The following is a 24678-nucleotide window of genomic DNA, read 5'->3' as shown; positions in this document are numbered from 1 at the left end:
CTGTATTGGCTCGCGATGGTAATGCTTGTCGCGAGTCAAAATTTGCGGGATTGGGTGGCGTTTGTTATTAATGGGTGCTGTATGAAAATCATTATTTTTCTGGCTGTTATTTTTGGGTTGGGGGGGGCTCGTGCTTGTGATATTTCCGTTGGTTCTCCTGAAACTTTAGTGGATAAGGTAATTTATATGCCACCACAAAAAAACTTGGATGGGTATGTTTATTTGTCTTTTAATAATAAAAGACAGCCTCCTCGGTTTGAGTTGTATAAAGCATCGGATTGCAAATCTGTTTCTTCTGGTGAGGTGAGTGCATCCACTATTTATAAGGTGCTGGACGCAAAGAAGTATTCTAAGCATGCAGTGTCAGCTCCCCAAGGGGAAGCCATATCCTCTGATTTTTCTTATGTGGTTCAGATTCGCGATATGCGAAGTGTGGGTGTGTTTGGGGGGCTTTCTATTAGTGTTCAGGCTGATGCCAATAAAGACTATGATGTTGTTCAGGATTTGTTGGATGTTTTTGCTTTTAGAAAAGATTATTATCCTGGGTTGGGTGCTAGATTGGAGTCGGTTGCCAATAAAGTTAGTTTAAATAATGGGCACTTGCGCAGTGCAATTTTAAGATCTATTAACGACAAAGATGCTGGGGGCGGCAGAGCGTCGCGGTTGGTGGTTGCGGTTCCTGGGTTAATCGATTCTATTTCTAAGGTGAGTTCTGATGTGGCGAATGACTTGAAAAAATCATTTGCAAAAGATGGTGATCTTTCAAGAGTTGCGCCAAACTTTTATAGCAAGCTGGTTGATCATAAGCGGCTCCTTACTTATAGAAGTGAATTGGCGGCTGCCAATTCGGATTCGATGGTTGCTGATGCCATCAAGAGGTATCTTTCTCAGGGATATGATCCTGAAGGATTGGTTGGGGTTGCTGAGAATAGAATAAAGCCTTATTTGCATCGTTTATATGTTGATGAGTTTAGGGGGGCGTCAGGTAGTGAAGATTTGCTAAGGGGTTTTATTTCTACGCACAGACGCAAGGATTATGATGGTTTGGTTCCTCGTGCCGAGGGTATGATTGCTGATTTGGTGAAAAAGCGCAAATTGCAAGAACGTGAAGAATGGGTTGCGGTTTACCGGCGTGAGTTCTCTGCTGCACGAACTGTTAATGATTGGGAGAATTTTGTAAACAAGTACAAAGCTGATGATCCTGATAAGCGATTGGCGACTGCAAAAGTGAAGTTAAGTCAGGCGTGGGCTCGTGAGTACGTGGACGATTTTGCGGCTATATATACGACGGCAGACTGTGATAATTTTATTAAAAAGTTTGAAAATTATGATCCTCAGAGGTTGATTCCTCAGGTTCGGAGGATGTGGAAAGAGGCTCATGAGAGGGAGTCAATAAATGCAGATAATGCCAGACGCGAACGGGACAGTGCCATAAATAGCTGCCTCGCTCAGGCGGGATATTGCCGAGATGCATGTGATGGCCGTGGCTCATGCATGGCTGCGTGTGACAATCCGTGTTATCACAACTAAGGTCGTTAGATATTTGAGTTTGAGAGGATCGAGGTTAGGATGAAAACTTTCTATTTTATTTTGGGATTGCTAATGTGTTCATCTGCGGCCTATGCCGTGGGTGATGATTCTGCCCGACGGCAGTGCATTAAAGACTGTCAAGTGCAGAAAAACTCCGAACTGAGGTACTGTGAGAAGCTGCGAGGTGACGAGTTAAATCAGTGTAGGGATCGAGCTAGAAATGACTACGATCAGTGTTCTAGTATTTGTGAGCGAAAATATTCGCAAAGATCAGGGGCGCAAAATCAGCCGGCCGTTGATCATTCAGCTCGGAGAGTGAATGCATTGCCCCGACCGCCGGTGTCCCCAGCGGTCGGGCGGCAGCCTTACAAAAAATAACTAAAGAGAGACGCAGAAAACCCCATCGACTGATTTGGCGATGGGGTTTTAAGGTTGGCTTTTTGGGCTTTGTTTGTATTGCGTGTTGTACATTTCATTCCCTCCCTTCTTTTTGTCGTAGTGAAGCAAAGCCTTACCGCCGGTGATTCTATGTGTATCAGTGGGGATAAGTGAAACGGAGCCAATATGATTGGGGCTATGATGCCACTCTAGTCTTTTTTGGGAGCCATCTTCCGCTTGGATATGCGGATTTTTCGATCCTTTAGGATCAATGACTAAAGTCTCACCCGGCCGTAGGTGGTTTTTGCGAATTGTATTCGCAACGTCTTGGTTGGAAGCGATCGCCTTGTTGGCTTGATTTTTATAGTATTTTCCCTTGCCTGAGTTTGGTATTTTGGCTACTGCAAGTAAACTACTTCCCTGAGGACCTGCTGCTATTTTTGATGTGCCTCTCATTAAGCTTGGGTATGGATCAGGCTTGTTATTTAAAACATGTTGGTTGTAGTTTTCTTTTGTGCGTCTAAGTTCTGTTGTGGACAGTCGTGTTGTCGACGGTTGCACGGGGCGTGCGTTCGATACTGATCGCGTGGCTGCTGTTGAGCTGCCACTGTTTTTGGACGTGGTGCCAGCTTGTGCGGATGTCGCAATGGCGGCGATCATAAGATGAAGCAGTAAGCAGGGTGTTTTCATGAGCTCTCCTTGTCGGAGTGTTCTGGGTCGCGGATACGAGACAAACCCTTGTTTGTTTCGTGCCATGATTAAAACAAGGGGCGTGTTAATTGTAAAGAGAAAATTTTGTTTGGGGTTTTTTTTATGGTTAAAGTTTAATCATAACTTTATAAGTTGGTGATTTGGGTTCCTGTTTTTAATTAAATTGGATTGAGTATTGATATTGATCTTAAAGTACGATAGAGAGGCGATTGACCTTGTCGACATTGATGGCGCTCCCCTGCGGTAAACTTGCCCCCCGCGTCAACCCCTGACGCCACCTCCGTGACACGCTGGCTGCGGCGGGTTGGGCCCGCTGGCCACCCATCCCCGGCCAAGCCCATTGGCCGATGAACGCACCCCACACCCAAGCCCTCACCGACGCTGCGGCGGCCCATGCCGGCGCAGCCCCGCGTTTGCGCGAAATTCCCTACAACTACACCTCGCTGTCGGATCGCGAGATCGTCTGTCGGCTGCTGGGCGAACGCGCCTGGGAGGTACTGGGCCAGTTGCGCGAGGAGCGCCGCACTGGCCGCTCCGCCCGCATGCTCTACGAAGTGCTGGGCGACATCTGGGTGGTGCAGCGCAACCCGTACCTGGAAGACGATTTGTTGGACAACCCGAATCGGCGCGAGCTGCTGATCGGGGCGTTGAACCACCGTCTGAGCGAGGTCGAAAAGCGCCGCACGCCGCAGGACGATGCCCAGCGCGATGCCTACGTCGGCGAACTGCTGACGCTGGCGCGGGCAGCGGTGCAGCGCTTTGCCCGTCGTTTCGATGAGGTCGGCGCACTGCGCCAGCGTTGCCGTAAGTTGTTTGCGCGCCACACTGCCAAGGACAACATCAAGTTCGATGGCCTGAGCCGCGTCTCGCACGTCACCGACGCGACCGACTGGCGCGTCGAATACCCCTTCGTTGTGCTCACACCCGACAGCGAAGAGGACATGGCCGGTTTGGTGGCCGCTTGCGTCGAACTGGGCCTGACGGTGATCCCGCGTGGCGGCGGCACTGGCTACACCGGCGGCGCCGTGCCGCTCACCTGGAAGAGCGCGGTCATCAACACCGAAAAACTCGAACAGATGACGGAAGTCGAGTTCGTGCAGTTGCCCGGTGTGAACAAGCCCGTGGCCACGATCTGGACGGGCGCCGGTGTGGTGACGCAGCGCGTGGCCGATGCGGCAGAGCGCGGCGGCCACGTTTTTGCTGTCGATCCCACGTCGGCGGAGGCGAGCTGCATCGGCGGCAACATCGCCATGAACGCTGGCGGCAAAAAGGCGGTCCTCTGGGGCACGGCGCTGGACAACCTCGCCTCTTGGCGCATGGTGACGCCCGAAGCCAAATGGCTGGAGGTGACGCGCATCGGTCACAACCTGGGCAAGATCCACGATGTGGAAATCGCCAGCTTCGAACTGAAGTATTTCGACGCCACCGGCAAAGTGCTGGAGCGCACCGAGCGCCTCGATATTCCGGGCCGCGTCTTCCGCAAAGAGGGCCTGGGCAAGGACGTGACGGACAAGTTCCTCGCCGGCCTGCCGGGCGTGCAAAAAGAAGGCTGCGATGGCCTCATCACCAGCGCGCGCTGGGTGGTGCATCGCATGCCCGAGCACACGCGCACCGTTTGCCTGGAGTTCTTCGGCAACCCGAAGGACTGCGTGCCGTCCATCGTGGAAATCAAGAACTTCATGTTCCAAGAGGCCAAGCAGCCGGGCGGGGCCATCCTCGCCGGCTTGGAGCACTTGGACGACCGTTACTTGAAGGCGGTGGGTTACACCACCAAGAGCAAACGCGGCGGTTTCCCGAAAATGGTGCTGATTGGCGACATCGTCGGCGACGATGCCGACCGCGTGGCCCGTGCCACCAGCGAAGTCATCCGCCTGGCCAATGGCCGCTCGGGCGAAGGCTTCACTGCCGTGAACGCCGAGGCGCGCAAGAAGTTCTGGTTGGATCGCAAGCGCACGGCGGCGATTTCGCGCCACACCAACGCCTTCAAGGTGAACGAGGACGTGGTGATCCCGCTGGAGCGCATGGGCGAGTACACCCTGGGCATCGAGCGCATCAACATCGAACTGAGCTTGCGCAACAAGATCGCGCTGGCCCACCAGTTGGAAGCCTTCTTCGAGCAGGGCAACCTCCCGCTGGGCAAGAGCGACGAAGCCGAGCGCCCCAGCGACGAGCTGTTGCAAGACCGCGTGCAGCAAGCCCTGACGCTGATCCGCGACGTGCGCGCCCAGTGGCAGCACTGGAACCAGCATCTGGACGCGGTGCTGCCCAACGAAACCCGCAGCTTTTTCGACCAGTTGCAGGATCACAGCCTGCGTGCGTCGTGGCGTGCGGAAATCCTCAAGCCCTTGCAGGTGTTGTTCGCAGGGGCGGCCTTCGCGCCGGTGATTGACGAGTGCAAGCGCATCCACAAAGAGGTGCTGCGCGGGCGCGTCTGGGTGGCGCTGCACATGCATGCGGGGGACGGCAACGTCCACACCAACATCCCCGTCAACTCCGACAACTACGAGATGCTGCAAACCGCCCACGAGGCGGTGGCGCGCATCATGGTGCTGGCGCGCAGCTTGAACGGGGTGATCTCGGGCGAGCACGGCATTGGCATCACCAAGCTCGAATTTTTGAGCGACGACGAGCTGGCCAACTTCACCGCCTACAAGGCCAAGGTGGATCCGCAAGGGCGTTTCAACAAGGGCAAGCTGCTGCGCGGCGAGGCACTCACCCGCTTGGGTGACGATGTGCATACCGCCGATCTGAGCCGCGCCTACACGCCCAGCTTCGGCTTGATGACGCATGAATCGCTCATCATGCAGCAGAGCGACATCGGCGACATTGCCGCTTCGGTGAAGGACTGCCTGCGCTGCGGCAAGTGCAAGCCGGTGTGCTCTACGCACGTGCCGCGTGCCAATTTGCTCTACAGCCCGCGCAACAAAATTCTGGCCACCTCGCTGCTGGTGGAAGCCTTCTTGTATGAGGAGCAAACGCGCCGGGGCGTGTCCATCGCCCACTGGGAGGAGTTCGAGGACGTGGCCGACCATTGCACGGTCTGCCACAGGTGCTTCACGCCTTGCCCGGTGAAGATCGATTTCGGCGATGTGACCATGAACATGCGCAACCTGTTGCGCAAAATGGGTCAAAAGAGCTTCCGCCCGGGCAACGCAGCGGCGATGTTCATGCTCAATGCCACCAATCCTGAAACCATCAAGCTGGCCCGCACAGCGATGGTGGGTGTGGGCATGAAGGTGCAGCGCCTGGCGCACGATGTCTTTAAGCTCGCGGCCAAGAAGCAAACCAGCGCCCCGCCCGCGACGGTGGGCGCACCGCCGTTCACGCTGGCGGGCGTGAAAGAGCAGGTGATCCACTTCGTCAACAAGAAAATGCCGGGCGGCCTGCCCAAGAAAACGGCGCGGGCGCTGCTGGACATCGAAGACCGCAACTACGTCCCCATCATCCGCAACCCGCAGACGACGACGGTGGATTCCGAGGCGGTGTTCTACTTCCCAGGCTGCGGCTCGGAGCGCTTGTTCAGCCAAGTGGGCATCGCCACCCAAGCCATGCTGTGGGAAGCGGGCGTGCAAACCGTGCTGCCGCCGGGCTACCTGTGCTGCGGCTACCCGCAACGCGGCTCAGGCCAGTTCGACAAAGCCGAAAAAATCATCACCGACAACCGCGTGCTGTTCCACCGCGTGGCCAACACGCTGAACTACCTGGACATCAAAACCGTGGTGGTGAGCTGCGGCACCTGCTACGACCAGTTGCAGGGTTACAAGTTTGAGGAGATCTTCCCCGGCTGCCGCATCGTGGACATTCACGAATTCTTGCTGGAAAAGGGCCTCAAGCTCGATGGTGGCCAGGGCGGTTACCTGTACCACGAGCCTTGCCACAACCCGATGAAGTTGCAGGACTCGATGAAGACGGTGAAGGCGTTGGTCGGGCCGGCGGTGGTGAAAAGCGAGCGCTGCTGCGGAGAATCCGGTACCCTGGGCGTGACGCGGCCAGACATCGCCACCCAGGTGCGCTTCCGCAAGGAAGAGGAAATCCGCAAGGCTGAAACTGCATTGCGTGCCACCGGCGTGGTGGGCGAAAAGCAAGATGTGAAGATCCTCACGTCCTGCCCGAGCTGCCTGCAAGGCTTGAGCCGCTATGGCGACGATTTGGTCAATGGTTTGCTGGAGGCGGATTACATCGTGGTAGAAATGGCGCGCAAGCGCTTGGGCGAAAACTGGATGGTCGATTACGTCCAGCGTGCCAACCAGGGTGGTATTGAGCGCGTGCTGGTGTGACCTGAGGGCAGATGATGTCTGTCCCACGAAAGTGGTGTGTCTCAGACGCATACCGGCTATGGGCCTCGGTTTCCTAATGTAAGAATATGAAACCTTCAAAAATCCTCCGAAAGCAGGCGGTCATCCCATAAAAGAACATGCCACGCCGAGTCGGAAGAATAGGGGTCACATCACAAAGGCGGGGGTGTTGTGACAATCCTTGGCAACTGCCGCCTTGATGTTCGGCACCTTTCATGGAAACAGCACCTGCTCTGGGGTCTGTGCGCAGCGGCATGAGCATGTCTTCCAATGCTTCCGTGTCTCTCGACGGTGGCCCAAACCGAAAAAATACCGCCCTGAGGATGGTGTGGCACGCTGCCCGTGCGGTCTATCCTCAGCCGGGTTTGTCGGGTTGGGTCAGTCGGGGGCAATTCGCGGCCAAAGTGCTGGTACACCGCCAGCATTGGGAACCGCTGGTGAGCGCTTCGCGTGGCTCACCACTGTCATGGGTTCAAACCAGCCGTCCCGAAGTCATCGGCATGTCGGTGTGGCCTTACATCCACAACGAGTGGTCGGTGGAGCGTCGTTTCGCGGCGTTTTTTGAGCACCACCGCATGGTTCTGCCCATGCGTTGGCTGGACATGCCCGTCGGGCACCGTTGGGTGTTGCAACGCCTGGATCACCTCCATCCCGATTGGAGCTTGCAGTTGGATCGCCCCCTGTGGCTGTTTCGCGAAGGGGAGCTGGCCATCAGCTTGTTTGTCGGCCACTTTCGGGCGTACTCGATTGCGTTTTCGCTCGGACAAGTCAATGGGCAAACCGTGGCGTATGTTGGGGGCATCCAAGGGCGCAGCATTGAGGGCGTGAACGACCTCTACGGCCAGTTGACCAAGCAGTGCCACGGTTGCCGCCCGCGTGACTTGCTGGTGGCCGTGTTGCAATTCATCTGCGAGGCCGCCCAGGTGCAGTCGATTTATGCCATCTCGGATGCCCATCGCCACCACCGCCACCCGTACTTTGCTGGGAAGGTGGACAAAATCACCACAGCCTCCTACGACGAAATCTGGCGTGACCGAGGCGGGCTGTTGCGTGACGATGGCTTTTTCGCCCTGAGCAGCCAGTTCGTTCCCCGCGACATGGCAGATGTCCCGGCCAAAAAGCGCGCGCAATACCGCCGACGCTATGAATTACTGGCGCAGATCCAGCAGCGCATTCACGATATCGGACAATCCAATACGGCCTGTACCGATATCGTGTCTTCGCCTGCTACATGACTGCACCTCTCCAACCGTCCGCTTGTCCCCTCTGCCACCCTCAGTCGAAAGACTTCCTCTGGTTTGATCGCCACTGGTATGTCATCCGCGCTGAAGAACCGGGGTTCCCGGCTTTTTTCCGCGTTGTGGCTCGCCCGCATGTGGCCGAGTTCAGCGAGTTGCCGGCTTCCATGCAACTGCATTGCATGCAATTGGTGGCCACCATCGAACGCACCTTGCGCACCCAGTTGCGTCCGACCAAGGTGAATTTGGCCTCGTTGGGCAACGTGGTGCCACATTTGCACTGGCACATCGTGGCGCGCTTCGATTGGGACAGCCATTTCCCCGCGCCGATTTGGGCTCCCGCACAACGGCCCGTGGATGAGGCCCGCTTGGCGGCGGTGCAAGCGCAGATGCCCCGGGTGGTGTCTGCGGTGCAAGCTGCGTTGCGTTTGCTGGTCGATCCGGCTTGATTCAGGAGATGGCCATGCCCATGCCCACCGAACTGGTGCTGCACCAGCAGTCCCGCCGACTCGACATCGCGTTCGACGACGGCGCGCGTTTTTCCATCCCTTTTGAGTTGATGCGCGTGTGCTCGCCCTCGGCTGAAGTGCAGGGCCACGGCCCCGGCCAAGAGGTGCTGCAAACCGGCAAGCGCCACGTCAACATCGTGGCGGTGGAGCCCGTCGGGCACTACGCCGTGCAGCCCACGTTTGACGATGGCCACAACAGTGGCATCTTCACTTGGACGTACCTCTACCAGCTCGGCAGCCAGCAAGCCGCGCTGTGGGCTCAGTACGAAGCTCGGCTGCAAGCCGCCGGCGTGACACGTGACACCCCGATGCCGCCCAAGCCAGGCAGTGCCTGCGCCAGCCATTGAGTTTTCAGCATTCCAAAGGATTTCCCATGTCGCAGACCCACTTCGGTTTTCAAACCGTGGATGAACAGGACAAGGCGCGCAAGGTCAAAGGCGTGTTTGACTCGGTGGCCAGCAAATATGACGTGATGAACGACCTCATGTCGATGGGCTTGCACCGTGCTTGGAAAGCCTACACCGTGGCCGTGGCCAACCTCAAGACCGGCGACAGAGTGCTGGACATCGCTGGCGGCACCGGTGACTTGGCCCGTGCCTTCGCCCGCAAAGTTGGCGGGACGGGCACGGTGGTTCACACCGACATCAATTACGCCATGCTCTCCACGGGCCGCGACCGGCTGTTGAACGAGGGCCTGGTGCTGCCCACCAACGTCTGTGATGCCGAAAAACTGCCCTACAAAACCGGCCAGTTTGATTTGGTGAGCGTGGCCTTCGGCCTGCGCAACATGACGCACAAAGACGCCGCCCTGGCCGAGATGTGCCGCGTGTTGCGCCCCGGTGGCCGGTTGCTGGTGCTGGAGTTTTCCAAGGTGGCCGCGCCGCTGCAAAAACCGTATGACTGGTATTCGTTCAGCGTCCTGCCCAAACTGGGCCAACTGGTGGCGGGCGACGCCGAGAGTTACCGCTACCTGGCCGAATCGATCCGCATGCACCCGGATCAAGCCACGCTCAAAGCCATGATGAAAACGGCGGGTTTTGGCCACGTCGATGTCCACAACCTGACGGGTGGCGTGGTGGCGCTGCACGTTGGCATCAAGTGTTGAGCTGCTCATGCCTGCAACCGTTTTGCTGACTGGCGCCACGGGTTACATCGGTTCTCACACCTGGCTGGCGCTGTGGAGCGCCGGGTTCGAGGTGGTTGGCGTCGATGATTTTTCCAACAGCTCGCCCGAAGTGCTCAAACGCTTGGCCGAGCTGGGTGGGCGCGAACCCACGTTCGTGCGTGCCGATGTGAACGACGGCGCTGCCCTCGACGCCATTTTTCAAACCCACGCCATCGATGCCGTGGTGCATTTCGCCGCTTTCAAGGCTGTGGGCGAGTCCACCGCCCAGCCGCTGCTGTACTACCGCAACAACCTGGGCGGTTTGGTGAGTGTGTGCGAAGCCATGGCGCGTCGCGGCGTCAAAACCTTCGTGTTCAGCTCCAGCGCCACGGTGTACGGAGAGCCGCAGTTTTTGCCTTACACCGAGGCACACCCGCTGGCGGCGATGAACGTCTACGGGCGCACCAAGCTGATGGGCGAGCAAATCCTGCGCGATCTGGAAGCCGCCGACCCAGCGTGGAACATCGCGTGGCTGCGCTACTTCAACCCGGTGGGCGCGCATGAGAGTGGCCGCATCGGTGAGGATCCACGCGGCGTGCCCAACAACCTCATGCCCTACGTCCAGCAAGTGGCGGTGGGGCGGCGCGAGTTCCTCTCGGTCTTCGGCGGCGATTACGACACGCCCGATGGCACCGGCGTGCGCGATTACCTCCACGTCATGGATTTGGCCGAAGGCCACGTCGCTGCGTTGCGTTACCTGTTGGGCGAAAAACAATCGGTGACGGTGAACCTCGGCACTGGCGTGGGCTACAGCGTGCTGGATTTGGTGCAGGCGTTTTCCGAGGCGGCAGGCCGCCCGATCCCGTACAAAATCGTTGATCGTCGCCCGGGGGATTTGCCGTCTTACTACGCCGACGCCACCTTGGCACGCGAGCAGCTCGGTTGGCAAGCCCAGCGCAGCTTGGCGCAAATGTGTGCCGACAGTTGGCGTTGGCAGCACCAAAACCCCAACGGTTACGCCAGCGCCGCCGAATGACCGGGCCGGCAGGGTGGAATGGGCCTCCGTACAATCCCGGCCATGCCTGACACCTCCGCCTTCCTCGCCCCCGTGACGGCCCTCACCGATTTGGTGCTGCCAGCCGCCACCGCCCGGCTCATTCTGCTGGCCAACCATGTGTTGAGCAGCGCTCCAGCGGCCACCGAGCGCCTGAAGGCCCATGCGGGCCGTGCGCTGCACATTGAGGTTGAGGGCTGGCGCCTGCCGCTGCCCACACCGCCGGCGCTGACCTTGTGCATCACCCCGGCGGGTTTGCTGGAGTCGCCGGACGTGGGGGCCGCCGAGCCAGTGGCCGATTTGCGTTTGCGCATGGATCTGTCCCAGCCGCTGGAGGTGATGCGGCGTTTGGCGGCGGGTGAACTGCCGCCCGTGCGCGTCGAAGGCGATGCCACCTTGGCCGCCGACGTCAGTTGGGTGATTGCCAACGTGCGTTGGGACGTGGCTGCCGACGTCGAACGCCTGTTCGGCCCCCTTGTTGCTGAAGGGATGAGCCGTGTGAGCGGCCAAGCCCTGGCCGCCGCCCGCTCGGTGATGCAAGGCGTGGCCGGTCTGCGCCGCTCCTGATTCGCCGGGGGCCTCTTGCCGCGCAGGGCGTTGGGCCTGGCGCGGACGTCTCGTTGTCACCTCCGCCTTGCCATGCGATTTGTTGCTCGACTTCTGCGCATCGTCCTGACCCTGATGCGCCACGGCGTGGACCAGGTCGCCCTGTCGGGCTTCCGTCACCCGTGGGTGCTGGCGCTGCTGCGGCTCACCGTGCTGGGCCGCCAGTTTGACCAGCCACGCGGCGTGCGCCTGCGCTTGGCGCTGGAGCAGCTCGGGCCGATTTTCATCAAATTCGGGCAAGTGCTGTCCACCCGGCGCGATCTGGTGCCGCCGGACATCGCCGTGGAACTGGCGCTGCTGCAAGACCGCGTGCCTCCGGTGCCCGCTGCGCAGGCGCGGCGCTTGATCGAGCAGGGCTTGGGCCGCTCGATTGAGGACGTGTTCGCCAGCTTCGAGGCCGAGCCTGTGGCCAGTGCCTCCATCGCCCAAGTGCATTTCGCCACCCTGCACGATGGGCGCGAAGTGGCGGTGAAGGTGCTGCGGCCAGGGATGCTGTCCGTCATCGATGACGATTTGGCCATCTTGCACACGCTGGCCCGCTGGGTGGAGCGCCTGTGGGCCGATGGCAAACGGCTGCGCCCACGCGAGGTTGTCGCCGAGTTCGACACGTATTTGCACGACGAACTCGATCTGGTGCGCGAAGCCGCCAACGCCGCGCAACTGCGGCGCAACATGGCCGATTTGCCGCTGATTTTGGTGCCGGAAATGCACTGGCCGCTGTGTACACAAACCGTGCTGGTGATGGAGCGCATGAAAGGTGTGCCCATCAGCCAAGTGGATCGGCTGCGCGATGCCGGCGTGGACATTCAAAAATTGGCCCGCGATGGCGTCACCATTTTCTTCACCCAGGTGTTCCGAGACGGCTATTTCCACGCCGACATGCACCCCGGCAACATCCAAGTGAGCTTGGCGCCGGAAACATTTGGGCGTTACATCGCGCTGGATTTCGGCATCGTCGGCACACTCACCGAGGTGGACAAGGATTACCTGGCGCAAAACTTCATCGCCTTTTTCCGCCGAGATTACAAACGTGTGGCCGAATTGCACGTTGAAAGCGGTTGGGTGCCGGCCAGCACCCGCATCGAACAATTGGAGCAAGCGATTCGCGCCACCTGCGAGCCGCATTTTGACAAGCCGCTCAAGGACATTTCGCTGGGCCAAGTGCTGATGCGGCTGTTCCAGACATCGCGCCGCTTCAACGTTGAGATTCAGCCGCAACTGGTGTTGTTGCAAAAAACCTTGCTCAACGTCGAAGGTTTGGGGCGCGAACTCGACCCGAATCTGGACTTGTGGCAAACCGCCAAGCCGTTCTTGGAACGTTGGATGAACGAGCAAGTGGGCTGGCGTGCCTTGGTGCGGCGCCTCAAGGACGAGGCCCCGCACTACGCCAAGCTGCTGCCCGAATTGCCGCGTTTGATGCACCAACGCTTGTCTGCTCCGCCAGCGGGTGACGACCGGGCGCTGCTCAAAGCCATCCTGCGCGAACAGCGCCGCACCAACTGGTTGTTGTCGGCGGTGCTGTGGGGCGTGATGGGCTTTTTGTTCGGTGTCGTGGTGACGCGGCTGGTGACGCAGCTCATGGGTGGGGGGTGAGGCAGGTGGCGAGCCGGCACGGCATGTGCTTATTGGTGCCTCCTATAATTTCCCATCTGTTTTCTTTTTGAATCAAGGATTTGCCCATGCCAATCTACGCCTATCGCTGCGAGGCCTGCGGCCATGCGCGTGATGTGCTGCAAAAGATGTCCGATGCCCCATTGACCACTTGCCCGGCGTGCGGTGCCGAGCAGTTCGCCAAGCAGATCACGGCGGCGGGGTTCCAGCTCAAGGGGTCGGGCTGGTATGCCACCGACTTCCGTGGCAGCAGCAGCGGCGCGACGTCGGCTGCGGCACCATCGCCGGCACCAGCGGCGCAAAGCAGCCCCTCGACACCGCCGTGCGGCGGCTCGTGTGCCTGCCATTGACGGCCCGAATCGGCGCGACATTGTGAAGAAATACATCATCGCCGGGCTGCTGACGTGGCTGCCCTTGGCCATCACCGTCTGGGTGCTGCTGTGGCTGTTGGGCCTCATGGACAGCATGTTCGGCGCTGTGCTGTCGCTCACCCAGGCTGTTTTGCCAGAAAGCACCCGCACCGGGTTGGACGAGTTGCGCCACATCCCAGGCTTTGGTGTCGGCGTCATGGTGGCGCTGCTGCTGCTGACGGGGGTGTTCGCCACCAACATGGCCGGCCAGTGGTGGGTGCGCAAGTGGGATGCGCTCATGCACCGCATCCCCATCTTCAAAAGCATCTACAGCTCGGTCAAGCAGGTGTCGGACACGCTGTTTTCCAGCAGCGGCAACGCTTTCCGCGAAGCCGTGTTGGTGCCGTATCCACACGCCCAGTCGTGGACGATCGCGTTTGTCACCGGCAAGCCCAGCGCCGAGGTGGCCGCCCACTTGGACGAGGAGCACGTCAGCCTGTACGTGCCGACCACGCCCAACCCAACGTCTGGTTTTTTCCTGATGATGCCGCGCAGCCAAATCCGGCCCTTGCGCATGAGCGTGGATGAAGCGCTCAAGCACATCATTTCTATGGGCGTGGTCGCGCCGAAGGGTGCCACGCCCAGCGCCGCGCCAGGCGCCAAGCCTCATCCCTGAACATCGAGATTCCTATGAGAACAAGTTACTGCGGCCTGGTCAGCGACGCGCTGATGGGGCAAACCGTCACCCTGATGGGCTGGGCGCACCGTCGCCGCGATCACGGCGGCGTGATCTTCATCGACCTGCGCGACCGTGAAGGCGTGGTGCAGATCGTTTGCGATCCGGATCGCCCGGACATGTTCAAGACCGCCGAAGGCGTGCGCAACGAGTTTTGCTTGAAGGTTGTGGGTTTGGTGCGCGCTCGCCCGGCGGGTACTGAGAACACCAACCTGGTCAGCGGCAAAATCGAAGTGCTGTGCCATGAGCTGGAAGTGCTGAATCCCAGCGTCACGCCGCCGTTCCAACTGGACGACGACAACCTGAGCGAAACCGTGCGCCTGACGCACCGCGTGCTGGATCTGCGTCGCCCGCAGATGCAGAAAAACCTGATGCTGCGCTACCGCGTGGCCATGGAAGTGCGCAAGTTCCTGGATGCCAACGGTTTCGTGGACATCGAAACCCCGATGCTCACCAAGAGCACCCCGGAAGGCGCCCGCGATTACCTCGTGCCCAGCCGCGTTCACGATGGCATGTTCTTCGCGCTGCCGCAGTCGCCCCAGTTGTTCAAGCAGTTGCTGATGGTGGCCGGTTTTGACCGCTACTACCAAATCACCAAGTGCTTCCGCGACGAAGACTTGCGCGCCGACCGCCAGCCGGAATTCACCCAGATCGATATCGAAACCTCGTTCCTGACGGAAGAGGAAATCCGTTCGATGTTCGAAGGCATGATCCGCTCGGTGTTCAAGAACGCCATCGGCGTCGATCTGCCGGCCTACCCGGTGATGCCTTACTCCGAAGCCATGTTCAAGTACGGCTCGGACAAGCCCGACCTGCGCGTCAAGCTCGAATTCACCGAACTCACCGACGTGATGAAGACGGTGGACTTCAAGGTGTTCTCTGGCCCGGCGACCATGCAAGGCGGCCGCGTCGTGGCGCTGCGTGTGCCGGGTGGTGCCGAAATGAGCCGGGGGGACATTGACGGTTACACCGAGTTCGTCAAAATCTACGGCGCCAAGGGCCTGGCCTGGATCAAGGTCAACGACGTGGCCAAGGGCCGCGAAGGCTTGCAGTCGCCCATTGTCAAGAACCTGCACGACGCGGCGATCGCTGAAATCCTGGCTCGCACCGGCGCGTGCAACGGGGACTTGCTGTTCTTCGGTGCCGACAAAACCAAGGTCGTCAACGACGCCATCGGTGCGCTGCGCATCAAGATTGGCCACAGCGCGTTTGGCCGTCAAAAGGGTTTGTTCGAAGACAAGTGGGCGCCGCTGTGGGTGGTGGACTTCCCCATGTTCGAACACGACGAGGCCGAAGACCGCTGGAACGCCTGCCACCATCCCTTCACCAGCCCGAAGGACGGCCACGAGCAGCTCATGGCCACCGACCCCGGCGCTTGCGTGGCCAAGGCCTACGACATGGTGCTGAACGGCTGGGAACTGGGCGGCGGCTCCATCCGGATCCACCGTGCCGACGTGCAAGCCAAGGTGTTCGAAGCCCTGAAAATCACGCCGGAAGAACAGCGCATCAAGTTCGGCTTCTTGCTGGACGCGCTGCAATACGGCGCGCCGCCGCACGGTGGCTTGGCTTTCGGCTTGGATCGCTTGATCACGCTGATGACCAAGGCCGAGTCGATCCGCGACGTGATCGCCTTCCCCAAGACCCAGCGCGCCCAGTGCCTGCTGACCGGGGCACCGAGCAACGTGGACGAAAAGCAGCTTCGTGAGCTGCACATCCGTTTGCGCAACGCGGCTGCGGCGGCGCAATAAGTCCCTTGATGACGGGAATGTCAGGGGAGGCCCATCCGTGCTAGCCTGACTCTCCGTCAATACACTTTCGAAGGAGATCGAGACATGACTGAAGCCGTTGTGGTCACCAAGGAAAAGATGGTCGATGACTTGAAACAAGTCATCGTGGACGCTGAGGCACTGCTGCAAGCCACGGCCCATCAAACCGAAGACAAGGTGGCCGATCTGCGTGCTCGTCTGGTGGACAACATCCACACCGCCCGCGAACGTCTGGCCGAAGCCGATGCCGCCTTGCGCGCCAAGACCCGCGAAGTGGCCCGCGTCACCGACACCTACGTTCACGACAACCCCTGGAAGGCCATCGGCGTGGCTGCTGGGGCCGGTTTGGTCATCGGCTTGCTGATCGGCCGCCGTTGAGCGACTCGCGTACCTCCTCCTCGCCGGACAGCCCCGGCGAACGCCGCCACCCGGTGCTGGACAGCCTGCGCCCTTGGGTGGCGCTGTTGCAGGTGCGCCTGCAACTGCTGGCGCTCGAAGTCGAGGAGGAGTCGCTGCGCCTCAAGCACATTTTGGCTTGGGGCGCTGTGGCCGCCATTTGCCTGAGCATGGCGGCGGTGTGCGGTGCGGTGCTGCTGGCCGTGTTGTTCTGGGAAGAACACCGCGTGGCCGTGTTGCTCAGCCTGTGCGCCCTGTTTGTGGGCGTCGGTGGCGTGGCAGTGGTGTGCGTGGTGCGTTTGGTGCAGCAGGGCTCCCAGTTGTTCGCCGCCAGCTTGGCCGAGTTGCAGCGCGATCAAGATCGCCTGCACCGCTAGCGCCTGCGCAACGAAGGCGTCGTTTCCATGCCCCTGTCCAGCACCCGTGCGGCGTCCTTGCGCCAGCGCCGTGAAGCGTTGATTGCCGAATCGGCGGCGTTGCGTGAGCAAGTCGCCGGGCAGTTGGAGCGTTGGGATCGCTGGGCCTGTGGGGTGCAGCGTGCCCGTGCCGGTTGGCGCTGGGCCCAGGCACATCGCCAAGGGCTGGCCGCTGTGGCATTGGGTGTCGGCGGGGTGCTGGCGCTGCTGCGTCCGCGCCGAGTCTGGCGTTGGGCGCGTCGGGCATGGTCGGTGTGGCGGCTGTGGCAGCGCGTGCGGGCCATGCAAGCTGGCGCCGCAGCGGCCCCCGCGCCAGCGCCCTGGCTGGCTGCGGTGCGCTGGGCGCTGGAGCGCTGGCGCTGACTCAGCCCAAACGCGCTTGGTGACGGGCGATTTGCGCCTGAGCTTGCGCCGGGGCCGTGCCGCCCAACACGTTGCGGGCGTTGAGCGAGCCGCGCAGCGTCAGCACCTCGGCCACATCGGCTTCGATGCGGGCGTCAAACCCTTGCAGCGTGGCCAGCGGCAGTTCGGACAAATCCACGCCCAAGCCCAGCGCTTCTTTCACCGCGTGGGCCACCACTTCGTGCGCGTCGCGGAAGGGCAAGCCCTTCTTCACCAAGTAGTCGGCCAAGTCCGTGGCCGTGGCGTAGCCCTTGAGGGCGGCGCGTTCCATCGCTTCGGCCTTGACGGTCAGGCCGCCAGTGCGCGTGCCATCCGCCGCGACTTCACCGCCGATCATCTCGGCCATGATGCGCAACGTGTCCTTCACCGTATCGACGGTGTCGAACAGCGGCTCCTTGTCCTCTTGGTTGTCCTTGTTGTAGGCCAGCGGCTGGCCCTTCATCAAGGTGATCAGGCCCATCAAATGGCCCACCACGCGGCCCGATTTGCCGCGCGCCAGTTCGGCCACGTCCGGGTTGCGCTTCTGCGGCATGATGGAGGAGCCAGTGCAGTAGCGGTCGCTCAGGTTGATGAAGCCGAAGTTCTGGCTCATCCAGATCACAATTTCTTCCGCCAAGCGTGACACATGGATCATCACCAGCGTGCTGAAGCTGGTGAATTCGATGGCGAAATCGCGGTCGCTCACAGCATCCAAGCTGTTTTGGCTCACGGCGTCAAAACCCAAAGTGCGCGCCACGCGCTCGCGGTCCAGCGGGTAGCTGGTGCCCGCCAGCGCCGCCGAACCCAGCGGCAGGCGATTGACACGGCGGCGCAGGTCGGCCAGGCGCTCGGCGTCGCGGGCGAACATTTCCACATAGGCCAGCAGGTGATGGGCAAAACTCACCGGTTGGGCCACTTGCATGTGGGTGAAACCGGGCATCACGGTTTCGGTGTTTTGGGCGGCGATGGTCACCAAAGCGCGCTGCATGTCGTCCAGCAGCAGGGCGATTTGGTCGATTTCGCCGCGCAACCACAGACGCACATCGGTAGCGACTTGGTCATTGCGGCTGCGGCCCGTGTGCAGGCGCTTGCCGGCATCGCCCACGAGCTGGGTCAAACGGGCTTCGATGTTGAGGTGAACGTCCTCCAACTCCAGCTTCCACTCAAACGTGCCGGCTTCGATCTCGGCCTTGATTTGTGCCATGCCGCGCTGGATGTCGGCCAAGTCCTGCGGGCTAATGATGGCTTGTGCGGCCAGCATGTCGGCGTGGGCCAGACTGCCCTCGATGTCCGCCGCCCACAAGCGTTTGTCGAAGAACACGCTGGCGGTGTAGCGCTTGACCAACTCGCTCATCGGTTCGGAAAACAGGGCCGACCAGGCCTGGGATTTTTTGTCGAGTTGGTTGGTGCTGCTCATGGGGGAGAGGGAGAAAAAGCGCCGGGGCGCGGGCAGGAAAAGGCCAAAGGGGCGTCATTTTAGGAGGCCACCGGGCCCAGTCTGTTCTGTGGGAGCCATCATCTGTGTTGAACGCCGCGCCGCTGCAATTGCTCATCGCCGACCCTGAACCGCAGACCCGTTGGCGGCTGCGGCAGCAAATCCGCACCTGTGTCCAGCCCCTGTGCTGCGTGGTGGCCGAAGCGGGGTGTGCGTCCGAAGCGTGGCACGCTTTGGCGCGTGGAGGGGTGGAGGGGGTGCTGCTGGATGCTCACCTGCCCGGCAGCCCCGCCCATCCGCACCGAGGGGGCCTGACCTGGGCCCAAGAATTGCGCGAACACACTGCCGCCCCTGGTCTGGTGATGCTGGCCCATGAGCCCGCCCAAGCCTTGGCCGCCTTTGAGGTGGAAGCGGTGGATTGTTTGCTCAAGCCCATCTTGCCGTGCCGTTTGCATCGGGCGCTGGCGCGCTTGGCGCAGTGGCGTGAAGCGGGGGAGGGGGGCCGCAGCGTTCCGGTGCCGTCGCCAGCGGAGCCAGTGCTGCTGGTGCCAGGGCAGCAGCGGACGTTGCGCATCCCGGTTTCCGAACTGGTGTCGATTCGGGCGGAGCACAAATACCTGACGCTGCGCACCGTGCAGCGCAGCCATGTGCTGGAGGATTCGTTGGGGCGCCTGGCTGCGCAATTGGGCGAGGCGGTGGTGCGTGTGCATCGCAACGCCTTGGTGGCCCGATTGGCGGTGCGAGCCTTGGCGCTGCAACCTCAGCCGGATGGGGGCCGTGCCTGGTCGGTGCAACTGGCGCCGGGAGGTGAGTGGGTGAGGGTGTCGCGGCGGCAGTTGGGGGCGGTTCGCCACGCGCTCGGGTTGGACTTCTCGGGGCACTGACAATGCCCCATGCATTCTGGTCTTCTCAGTGCCGCACTGGCCTACGTCATTTGGGGCTTGTTCCCCCTGTACTTTCATCAACTGCGCGATGTCAACGCCCTGGAGGTGGTGTTGCATCGTTCGCTGTGGTCGCTGCTGTTCATGCTGGCCCTGCTGGCGCTGAAACACCGTTGGCAGGCGCTGACTCAAGCATTGCGCCAGCCCCGCACGCTGGCGGTGTTTGCGGCCAGTGCCTTGCTGCTGTCGGGCAACTGGTTGATTTACGTGTGGGCGGTTCACAGCCACCGGGTGATCGAAGCGAGCCTGGGTTACTTCATCAATCCGCTGTTCAACGTGCTGCTGGGCGTGCTGGTGTTGCACGAACGCCCGCGCCCGGTGCAGTGGCTGGCGCTGGGCTTGGCAGCGCTGGGGGTGGTGGGCATGGCGTGGGTGAGCGGCGCGGCGCCGTGGGTGTCCCTGGCTTTAGCGCTGACGTTTGGCCTGTACGGTTTGCTGAAAAAACTGGCCCCACTGGGCGCGCAGGATGGTTTGGCGCTGGAAACGCTGATCCTGGCGCCGTTGGTGATTCCCGCTCTGGCCTGGTTCGCCAGCTATGGTGGCGACACGGCCCACGCCACGCCGGCCACTTGGTTGTGGCTGCTGGCGGCGGGGCCCTTGACGGCGGTGCCGCTGCTGCTGTTCGCTTACGGGGCGCAGCGCATCACGCTGAGCACGCTGGGCCTGCTCCAGTATTTGGGCCCGACGTTGCAATTCGCCATCGGCCTGTGGGTGTTCCATGAACCGATGCAACCTGCACGGCTGGCGGGTTTTGGGGTGATTTGGCTGGCGCTGTTGGTTTACAGCGGCGAGTCGCTCTGGTTCGCGGCTCGTCGAAGTGGCACGACAGCCGCGCCGTGACGGTGCTACACTTTTTTCCATGGGGACGTAGCTCAGCTGGGAGAGCGTCGCGTTCGCAATGCGAAGGTCGGGAGTTCGATCCTCCTCGTCTCCACCACCCAATCCCACCACACCCATGAGCATCGTTTGGCTGCGCGACGATGCGCTGCTGTTCCCTCCCACCGCCCTGGCGCTGGATGAGCACACCGAAGCCCCCGGCCTGCTCGCTGCGGGTGGGGATCTGCGGCCTCAGCGTTTGATTGAAGCCTATCGCCGAGGCATCTTTCCTTGGTTTTCGGACAACCAGCCGCCGCTGTGGTGGAGCCCCAATCCGCGCATGGTTGCGCACAGCGGACTTCAAACTCTCGCGCTCGCTGCGCAAGACGCTGCAAAAATTCGACCGAACCCCCGGTTGCGAGGTGCGGGTAGACAGCGCGTTCGCGGCGGTCATTCGGGCTTGTGCGCAGAGCGAACGGCCTGGACAAGACGGCACCTGGATCCTGCCCGACATGGTGGCTGCCTATGAGCGCCTACACGCCATGGGGGTGGCGCACAGCGTTGAAACGTGGATCGATGGCGAACTCGTGGGCGGGTTGTACGGCATCAATTTGGGGCGGATGTTCTTCGGTGAGTCCATGTTCATGCGCTGCACCGATGCCTCCAAAATCGCTTTGGCAGCGCTGGTGGGGCTGTGCCGTGAGCGCGACATCCCTTGGATCGACTGTCAGCAGCAAACCCGCCATCTGGCCAGCTTGGGCGCTCGACCCGTTCGTCGAGCCGTGTTTGAAGCGCATTTGGCCACCACGGTGGATGAGTCGGCGCCGGCTTGGTTCATGCATCCCCAGGTGCTGGCCCAAGTCTGCACACACCAACCATGACGCACCGTCCACCGCCGCCGCTGGCACCGCTTCAGTTTTACGTGACTGCGCCCTATGCGTGCAGTTATTTGCCCGATCGGCAGGCACGTTCGCAGGTGGCGGCCCCTTCGCATTTGATCGATGCGCCGGCCTATTCGCTGTTGGTGGCCAGTGGCTTTCGGCGCAGCGGGGCGTTCACCTACCGACCGCACTGCGAGGGCTGCCGTGAGTGCCAACCCCTGCGCATTCCTGTGGAGGCGTTCCGGCCCTCGCGCAGTCAGCGCCGGGCATGGGCCGCACACGTGCATCTGGTGACGCGGGTGACACGGCTGAGTTTTCAAGAAGAACACTACGCGCTCTACCAGCGCTACCAAGCCCGGCGGCATTCGGGCGGCGGCATGGATCAAGACAGCGTCGAGCAGTACACCCAATTTTTGCTGCAAAGCCGGGTGACGAGCCGGCTGGTGGAGTTCCGCGAGCCTGGTGCAACGCCTGAGGCGTTGGGGGCGCTGCGCATGGTGTCGATCATCGACGTCTTGAGTGATGGCCTGTCTTCGGTCTACACCTTCTATGACCCAGACGACACCCAGGCGAGCTACGGCACCTTCGGTGTGCTGTGGCAGATTGAGCAGACGCGGCGCCTCGGGATGCCGCACCTGTACTTGGGTTACTGGATCCGCGACAGCCGCAAGATGGCTTACAAAACAGCGTTTCGGCCCTTTGAACTGATGGGGGACGATTTCACTTGGGCATGAAAAAAGCCCCTGAGGACAGGGGCTTTTGGGAAGAAGTGACGCGAGGATTACTTCGAAGCAGCCGAAGCGGCAGCCTTGGCCTTGTGAGCCTTGGCCTTGTGGTGCGACTTGGCCTTCTTCGGAGCCGAAGCGGTAGCGGCCGGAGCGGCAGCAGTGGCGGCAGCGTCGTTAGCGGCGAAAGCGCCAACAGCAAAAACGGAAGCGATCAGGGCAGCGAACAGCTTGTTCATGGGGATCTCTCCATGTCAGTTAAAGATGCGACACGTCGGTAACGCCCCGCGTCATTTTGGCGTTGACATGATCAACAAAATTTCTAGAGCGGTTCATCAGATCGATGCAACCACTCTTGGCATATCGCAACGGTGTGCTCGCCCAGCTGCGGCGGTGCCTGGCGGTAGCTCACCGGCGAGCCAGAGAAGCGCAGCGGGCAAGCCACCCCCGGCACGCTGCCAAAGTGTGGGTGTGTCACGTCGATGCGCAACCCTCGCGCCTGCACCTGTGGGTCGGTAAACACCTCGTTCAGCCGGTTGATCGGGCCGCAGGGCACGGCTTGCGATTCCAACAGCGCAATCCACTCTGCCGTGGTTTTCATCACCGTGGCTTGGCGCAAGAGCGGGATCAGCACCGCCCGGTGGGCCACCCGCGCCGGGTTGGTGGAAAAACGTGCATCGCTGGCCCATTCGGGGTGGCCGGCGGCGGCGCAAAATCGGCTGAACTGCCCGTCGTTGCCGATGGCCAAGATCATGTCGCCATCGGCGGTCGGAAAATCTTGGTAGGGGACGATGGTGGGGTGGGCATTGCCCATGCGCCGGGGCGCCACGCCAGTGGTGAGGAAGCTGGCGGCTTGGTTGGCCAGCGCGGCCACTTGCACATCCAGCAAGGCCAGGTCGATGAACTGGCCTTCGCCCGTAGTGTGCCGGTGATTGAGCGCCGCCAAGATGCCGATGGTGGCGTACAGCCCCGTCATCACATCCACCAGCGCGACGCCGACTTTTTGCGGGCCGGCGCCGTCCTCGCCATGGGGGCGGCCCGTGAGGCTCATCAGGCCGCCCAAGCCTTGGATGAGGAAGTCGTAACCCGCACGCTCGGCATATGGCCCGGTTTGGCCGAAGCCGGTGATCGAGCAGTAAATCAGGCGCGGGTTGATCGCCTTCAGGCTTTCATAGTCCAGCCCGTACGTCTTCAAGCCGCCGACTTTGAAGTTTTCCAGCACCACATCGGCTTGCGCGGCCAGCTCGCGGATCAGCGCTTGGCCCTCCGCCGTGGCCATGTCGATGGCGATGGAGCGCTTGTTGCGGTTGGCGCACTGGAAGTAGGCGGCTTGGCGCGTGTCCTGCCCGTGGGCGTCTTTCACCCAGGGCGGGCCCCAGGTGCGGGTGTCATCGCCGGCGCCGGGGCGCTCCACTTTCACCACATCGGCGCCCAAATCACCCAGCAACTGGCTCGCCCAGGGGCCGGCCAGCACACGCGAAAGATCGAGCACTTTCAGCCCGTCGAGTGCGCCCGCCATGGTTAGAACGCGGCGATGCCGGTCATGGCGCGGCCCAGGATCAGCGCGTGGATGTCGTGCGTGCCCTCGTAGGTGTTCACCACTTCGAGGTTGACGAGGTGGCGCGCCACGCCGAATTCATCGCTGATGCCGTTGCCGCCCAGCATGTCCCGTGCGGTGCGGGCGATGTCCAGCGCTTTGCCGCAGGAATTGCGTTTCATGATGCTGGTGATCTCCACCGCCGCCGTGCCTTCGTCCTTCATCCGCCCGAGGCGCAGGCAGCCTTGCAAGCCGAGGGTGATCTCGGTTTGCATGTCGGCCAGTTTTTTCTGCACGAGCTGGTTGGCCGCCAACGGCTTGCCGAACTGCTGGCGGTCCAGCGTGTACTGGCGGGCGGTGTGCCAGCAGGCTTCCGCCGCACCCAGCGCACCCCATGCGATGCCGTAACGGGCGCTGTTCAAGCAGGTGAACGGGCCTTTCAGGCCACGCACCTCGGGGAAGGCGTTTTCTTCCGGGCAGAACACTTCGTCCATGACGATTTCGCCGGTGATGCTGGCGCGCAAACCCACCTTGCCGTGAATCGCCGGGGCGCTCAAACCCTTCCAGCCCTTTTCCAGCACGAAGCCGCGAATCTCACCCGCGTCATCCTTCGCCCAGACCACAAACACATCGGCCACGGGCGAGTTGGTGATCCACATCTTCGAGCCGGTGAGCGAGTAGCCGCCGGGCACCTTGCGGGCGCGGGTCACCATGCTGCCGGGGTCGGAGCCGTGGTTCGGTTCGGTCAGGCCGAAGCAGCCGATCCACTCGCCGCTGGCCAGCTTGGGCAGGTACTTCTGTTTCGTGGCTTCGTTGCCGAACTCAAAAATCGGCACCATCACCAGCGAGGATTGCACGCTCATCATCGAGCGGTAGCCCGAATCCACACGCTCCACCTCACGCGCCACCAAGCCGTAGCAAACGTAGTTCAGGCCGGCGCCGCCGTACTGTTCGGGGATGGTGGGGCCGAGCAAACCCAGCGCACCCATCTCCGGGAAGATGCTCACGTCCATCTGCTCGTGGCGGAAGGCTTGCAGCACACGCGGGGCGAGCTTGTCTTGGCAGTAGCTGCGAGCGGCGTCGCGCACGGCGCGTTCGTCCTCGGTGAGCTGGGCGTCCAGCAGCAGCGGGTCATCCCATTGGAAAGAGGCTTTGGCTTTGCGGGGAGCGTTCATGCGGCGTCTCGTGTGCGGGTGATGTGATGGGGGCGCATCTTAGAAAGACCAGCCCGCCGCAGGCAAACGAGAATTCAGCACCATGT

At 61.3% G+C, this 24678-nt stretch carries 23 protein-coding genes, 1 tRNA gene and 1 pseudogene; 20 read left to right on the top strand and 5 right to left on the bottom strand.

The genetic code is table 11. The annotated features are described in order from the left end of the window. Positions 1-81 precede the first annotated feature (81 nt). Positions 82-1530 (top strand): hypothetical protein, encoded by a 1449-nt coding sequence (locus tag VITFI_RS18025; RefSeq protein ID WP_157725712.1) that lies wholly within the window; start codon positions 82-84, stop codon positions 1528-1530. 426 nt (positions 1531-1956) lie between these two features. On the opposite strand, the gene VITFI_RS18020 is transcribed toward VITFI_RS18025, so the two are convergent. Further along, on the bottom strand, positions 1957-2598 hold the full coding sequence (locus VITFI_RS18020) for a hypothetical protein (RefSeq protein ID WP_157725711.1): 642 nt from the start codon (positions 2596-2598) through the stop codon (positions 1957-1959). 368 nt (positions 2599-2966) lie between these two features. Between VITFI_RS18020 and VITFI_RS15030 the strand changes: the two genes are divergently transcribed. From VITFI_RS15030 to VITFI_RS14965, 14 genes are all read left to right on the top strand, one after another. Further along, positions 2967-6896 (top strand): DUF3683 domain-containing protein, encoded by a 3930-nt coding sequence (locus tag VITFI_RS15030; protein WP_089417666.1) that lies wholly within the window; start codon positions 2967-2969, stop codon positions 6894-6896. A 341-nt stretch (positions 6897-7237) separates the two neighbouring features. Further along, positions 7238-8149: a VirK/YbjX family protein gene (locus tag VITFI_RS15025; RefSeq protein ID WP_157725710.1), complete on the top strand. Its 912-nt coding sequence runs from the start codon at positions 7238-7240 to the stop codon at positions 8147-8149. Further along, the gene (locus VITFI_RS15020; protein ID WP_089417664.1) at positions 8146-8601 is read left to right on the top strand and encodes an HIT family protein; all 456 of its coding nucleotides are present in this window, start codon (positions 8146-8148) and stop codon (positions 8599-8601) included. The genes VITFI_RS15025 and VITFI_RS15020 overlap by 4 nt, the downstream gene beginning before the upstream one ends. A gap of 14 nt (positions 8602-8615) precedes the next feature. Next, positions 8616-9008, top strand: coding sequence for a DUF971 domain-containing protein (locus tag VITFI_RS15015; RefSeq protein ID WP_332461888.1), 393 nt, complete (start codon positions 8616-8618; stop codon positions 9006-9008). A 26-nt stretch (positions 9009-9034) separates the two neighbouring features. Then, a complete protein-coding gene (ubiE, locus tag VITFI_RS15010) occupies positions 9035-9766 on the top strand; it encodes a bifunctional demethylmenaquinone methyltransferase/2-methoxy-6-polyprenyl-1,4-benzoquinol methylase UbiE (RefSeq protein ID WP_089417662.1) in 732 nt (243 codons plus the stop codon). A 7-nt stretch (positions 9767-9773) separates the two neighbouring features. Next, positions 9774-10802: a UDP-glucose 4-epimerase GalE gene (galE, locus tag VITFI_RS15005; RefSeq protein WP_089417661.1), complete on the top strand. Its 1029-nt coding sequence runs from the start codon at positions 9774-9776 to the stop codon at positions 10800-10802. Positions 10803-10844: 42 nt separating this feature from the next. Then, complete coding sequence (locus VITFI_RS15000) at positions 10845-11387, top strand: hypothetical protein (RefSeq protein WP_089417660.1); 543 nt, start codon at positions 10845-10847, stop codon at positions 11385-11387. 72 nt (positions 11388-11459) lie between these two features. After that, positions 11460-13019: a ubiquinone biosynthesis regulatory protein kinase UbiB gene (gene ubiB, locus VITFI_RS14995; protein WP_089417659.1), complete on the top strand. Its 1560-nt coding sequence runs from the start codon at positions 11460-11462 to the stop codon at positions 13017-13019. Positions 13020-13105: 86 nt separating this feature from the next. After that, positions 13106-13387: an FmdB family zinc ribbon protein gene (locus VITFI_RS14990; RefSeq protein WP_089417658.1), complete on the top strand. Its 282-nt coding sequence runs from the start codon at positions 13106-13108 to the stop codon at positions 13385-13387. Beyond that, complete coding sequence (locus VITFI_RS14985; protein WP_198301786.1) at positions 13374-14063, top strand: DUF502 domain-containing protein; 690 nt, start codon at positions 13374-13376, stop codon at positions 14061-14063. Before VITFI_RS14990 ends, VITFI_RS14985 begins: the two co-directional genes overlap by 14 nt. 14 nt (positions 14064-14077) lie before the next feature. Next, a complete protein-coding gene (aspS, locus tag VITFI_RS14980) occupies positions 14078-15871 on the top strand; it encodes an aspartate--tRNA ligase (RefSeq protein WP_089417657.1) in 1794 nt (597 codons plus the stop codon). An 84-nt stretch (positions 15872-15955) separates the two neighbouring features. Continuing rightward, complete coding sequence (locus tag VITFI_RS14975) at positions 15956-16267, top strand: DUF883 family protein (protein ID WP_089417656.1); 312 nt, start codon at positions 15956-15958, stop codon at positions 16265-16267. Then, the gene (locus VITFI_RS14970; protein WP_157725709.1) at positions 16264-16662 is read left to right on the top strand and encodes a phage holin family protein; all 399 of its coding nucleotides are present in this window, start codon (positions 16264-16266) and stop codon (positions 16660-16662) included. The genes VITFI_RS14975 and VITFI_RS14970 overlap by 4 nt, the downstream gene beginning before the upstream one ends. 27 nt (positions 16663-16689) lie before the next feature. Next, positions 16690-17064, top strand: a complete 375-nt coding sequence (locus VITFI_RS14965; RefSeq protein WP_089417654.1) for a YqjK family protein — start codon at positions 16690-16692, stop codon at positions 17062-17064. A gap of 1 nt (position 17065) precedes the next feature. Here the strand turns inward: VITFI_RS14965 and argH are convergent, their stop codons facing one another. Then, positions 17066-18499 (bottom strand): argininosuccinate lyase, encoded by a 1434-nt coding sequence (gene argH, locus VITFI_RS14960; protein WP_089417653.1) that lies wholly within the window; start codon positions 18497-18499, stop codon positions 17066-17068. A gap of 104 nt (positions 18500-18603) precedes the next feature. Between argH and VITFI_RS14955 the strand changes: the two genes are divergently transcribed. The 5 genes and pseudogenes from VITFI_RS14955 to VITFI_RS14935 all read left to right on the top strand — a co-directional run bounded on the left by VITFI_RS14955 (position 18604) and on the right by VITFI_RS14935 (position 21889). After that, a complete protein-coding gene (locus VITFI_RS14955) occupies positions 18604-19401 on the top strand; it encodes a LytR/AlgR family response regulator transcription factor (RefSeq protein WP_089417652.1) in 798 nt (265 codons plus the stop codon). A 9-nt stretch (positions 19402-19410) separates the two neighbouring features. Beyond that, positions 19411-20298 carry an EamA family transporter RarD gene (gene rarD, locus VITFI_RS14950; protein ID WP_089417651.1) on the top strand — a complete coding sequence of 296 codons (888 nt, stop codon included), beginning with the start codon at positions 19411-19413 and terminating at the stop codon, positions 20296-20298. Between the two features lie 21 nt (positions 20299-20319). Next, positions 20320-20395: transfer RNA gene (locus VITFI_RS14945), tRNA-Ala, on the top strand. Continuing rightward, a pseudogene (gene aat / locus VITFI_RS14940) lies at positions 20357-21155 on the top strand (leucyl/phenylalanyl-tRNA--protein transferase). The gene VITFI_RS14945 and the pseudogene aat overlap by 39 nt, the downstream one beginning before the upstream one ends. Further along, positions 21152-21889 (top strand): arginyltransferase, encoded by a 738-nt coding sequence (locus VITFI_RS14935; RefSeq protein ID WP_089417650.1) that lies wholly within the window; start codon positions 21152-21154, stop codon positions 21887-21889. Before aat ends, VITFI_RS14935 begins: the two are co-directional and overlap by 4 nt. Positions 21890-21936: 47 nt before the next feature. On the opposite strand, the gene VITFI_RS14930 is transcribed toward VITFI_RS14935, so the two are convergent. The 3 genes from VITFI_RS14930 to VITFI_RS14920 form a co-directional block, all read right to left on the bottom strand. Continuing rightward, positions 21937-22119 (bottom strand): hypothetical protein, encoded by a 183-nt coding sequence (locus VITFI_RS14930; RefSeq protein WP_089417649.1) that lies wholly within the window; start codon positions 22117-22119, stop codon positions 21937-21939. 83 nt (positions 22120-22202) lie between these two features. After that, the gene (locus tag VITFI_RS14925; protein WP_089417648.1) at positions 22203-23399 is read right to left on the bottom strand and encodes a CaiB/BaiF CoA transferase family protein; all 1197 of its coding nucleotides are present in this window, start codon (positions 23397-23399) and stop codon (positions 22203-22205) included. A gap of 2 nt (positions 23400-23401) precedes the next feature. Beyond that, positions 23402-24592, bottom strand: a complete 1191-nt coding sequence (locus VITFI_RS14920) for an acyl-CoA dehydrogenase (protein WP_089417647.1) — start codon at positions 24590-24592, stop codon at positions 23402-23404. Positions 24593-24678 lie beyond the last annotated feature (86 nt).

It is taken from the genome of Vitreoscilla filiformis (assembly GCF_002222655.1).
In the GTDB taxonomy this organism is placed as follows: Bacteria; Pseudomonadota; Gammaproteobacteria; order Burkholderiales; family Burkholderiaceae_C; genus Ideonella; species Ideonella filiformis.
Note: the sequence above shows the minus strand (reverse complement) of the source record. Positions and strands in the feature narration are given on the sequence as shown.

Excerpts from the sequence above, each read along its gene's own strand:
- argH (WP_089417653.1), bottom strand. The coding sequence starts at position 18,499 with ATGAGCAGCACCAACCAACTCGACAAAAAATCCCAGGCCTGGTCGGCC.
- aspS (WP_089417657.1), top strand. The coding sequence starts at position 14,078 with ATGAGAACAAGTTACTGCGGCCTGGTCAGCGACGCGCTGATGGGGCAA.
- VITFI_RS15025 (WP_157725710.1), top strand. The coding sequence starts at position 7,238 with ATGGTGTGGCACGCTGCCCGTGCGGTCTATCCTCAGCCGGGTTTGTCG.
- VITFI_RS14965 (WP_089417654.1), top strand. The coding sequence starts at position 16,690 with ATGCCCCTGTCCAGCACCCGTGCGGCGTCCTTGCGCCAGCGCCGTGAA.
- VITFI_RS14920 (WP_089417647.1), bottom strand. The coding sequence starts at position 24,592 with ATGAACGCTCCCCGCAAAGCCAAAGCCTCTTTCCAATGGGATGACCCG.
- galE (WP_089417661.1), top strand. The coding sequence starts at position 9,774 with ATGCCTGCAACCGTTTTGCTGACTGGCGCCACGGGTTACATCGGTTCT.
- VITFI_RS14990 (WP_089417658.1), top strand. The coding sequence starts at position 13,106 with ATGCCAATCTACGCCTATCGCTGCGAGGCCTGCGGCCATGCGCGTGAT.
- VITFI_RS15000 (WP_089417660.1), top strand. The coding sequence starts at position 10,845 with ATGCCTGACACCTCCGCCTTCCTCGCCCCCGTGACGGCCCTCACCGAT.
- ubiE (WP_089417662.1), top strand. The coding sequence starts at position 9,035 with ATGTCGCAGACCCACTTCGGTTTTCAAACCGTGGATGAACAGGACAAG.
- VITFI_RS15030 (WP_089417666.1), top strand. The coding sequence starts at position 2,967 with ATGAACGCACCCCACACCCAAGCCCTCACCGACGCTGCGGCGGCCCAT.
- rarD (WP_089417651.1), top strand. The coding sequence starts at position 19,411 with ATGCATTCTGGTCTTCTCAGTGCCGCACTGGCCTACGTCATTTGGGGC.
- VITFI_RS15020 (WP_089417664.1), top strand. The coding sequence starts at position 8,146 with ATGACTGCACCTCTCCAACCGTCCGCTTGTCCCCTCTGCCACCCTCAG.
- VITFI_RS14935 (WP_089417650.1), top strand. The coding sequence starts at position 21,152 with ATGACGCACCGTCCACCGCCGCCGCTGGCACCGCTTCAGTTTTACGTG.
- VITFI_RS14925 (WP_089417648.1), bottom strand. The coding sequence starts at position 23,399 with ATGGCGGGCGCACTCGACGGGCTGAAAGTGCTCGATCTTTCGCGTGTG.
- ubiB (WP_089417659.1), top strand. The coding sequence starts at position 11,460 with ATGCGATTTGTTGCTCGACTTCTGCGCATCGTCCTGACCCTGATGCGC.
- VITFI_RS15015 (WP_332461888.1), top strand. The coding sequence starts at position 8,616 with ATGCCCATGCCCACCGAACTGGTGCTGCACCAGCAGTCCCGCCGACTC.
- VITFI_RS14975 (WP_089417656.1), top strand. The coding sequence starts at position 15,956 with ATGACTGAAGCCGTTGTGGTCACCAAGGAAAAGATGGTCGATGACTTG.
- VITFI_RS18025 (WP_157725712.1), top strand. The coding sequence starts at position 82 with ATGAAAATCATTATTTTTCTGGCTGTTATTTTTGGGTTGGGGGGGGCT.
- VITFI_RS18020 (WP_157725711.1), bottom strand. The coding sequence starts at position 2,598 with ATGAAAACACCCTGCTTACTGCTTCATCTTATGATCGCCGCCATTGCG.
- VITFI_RS14930 (WP_089417649.1), bottom strand. The coding sequence starts at position 22,119 with ATGAACAAGCTGTTCGCTGCCCTGATCGCTTCCGTTTTTGCTGTTGGC.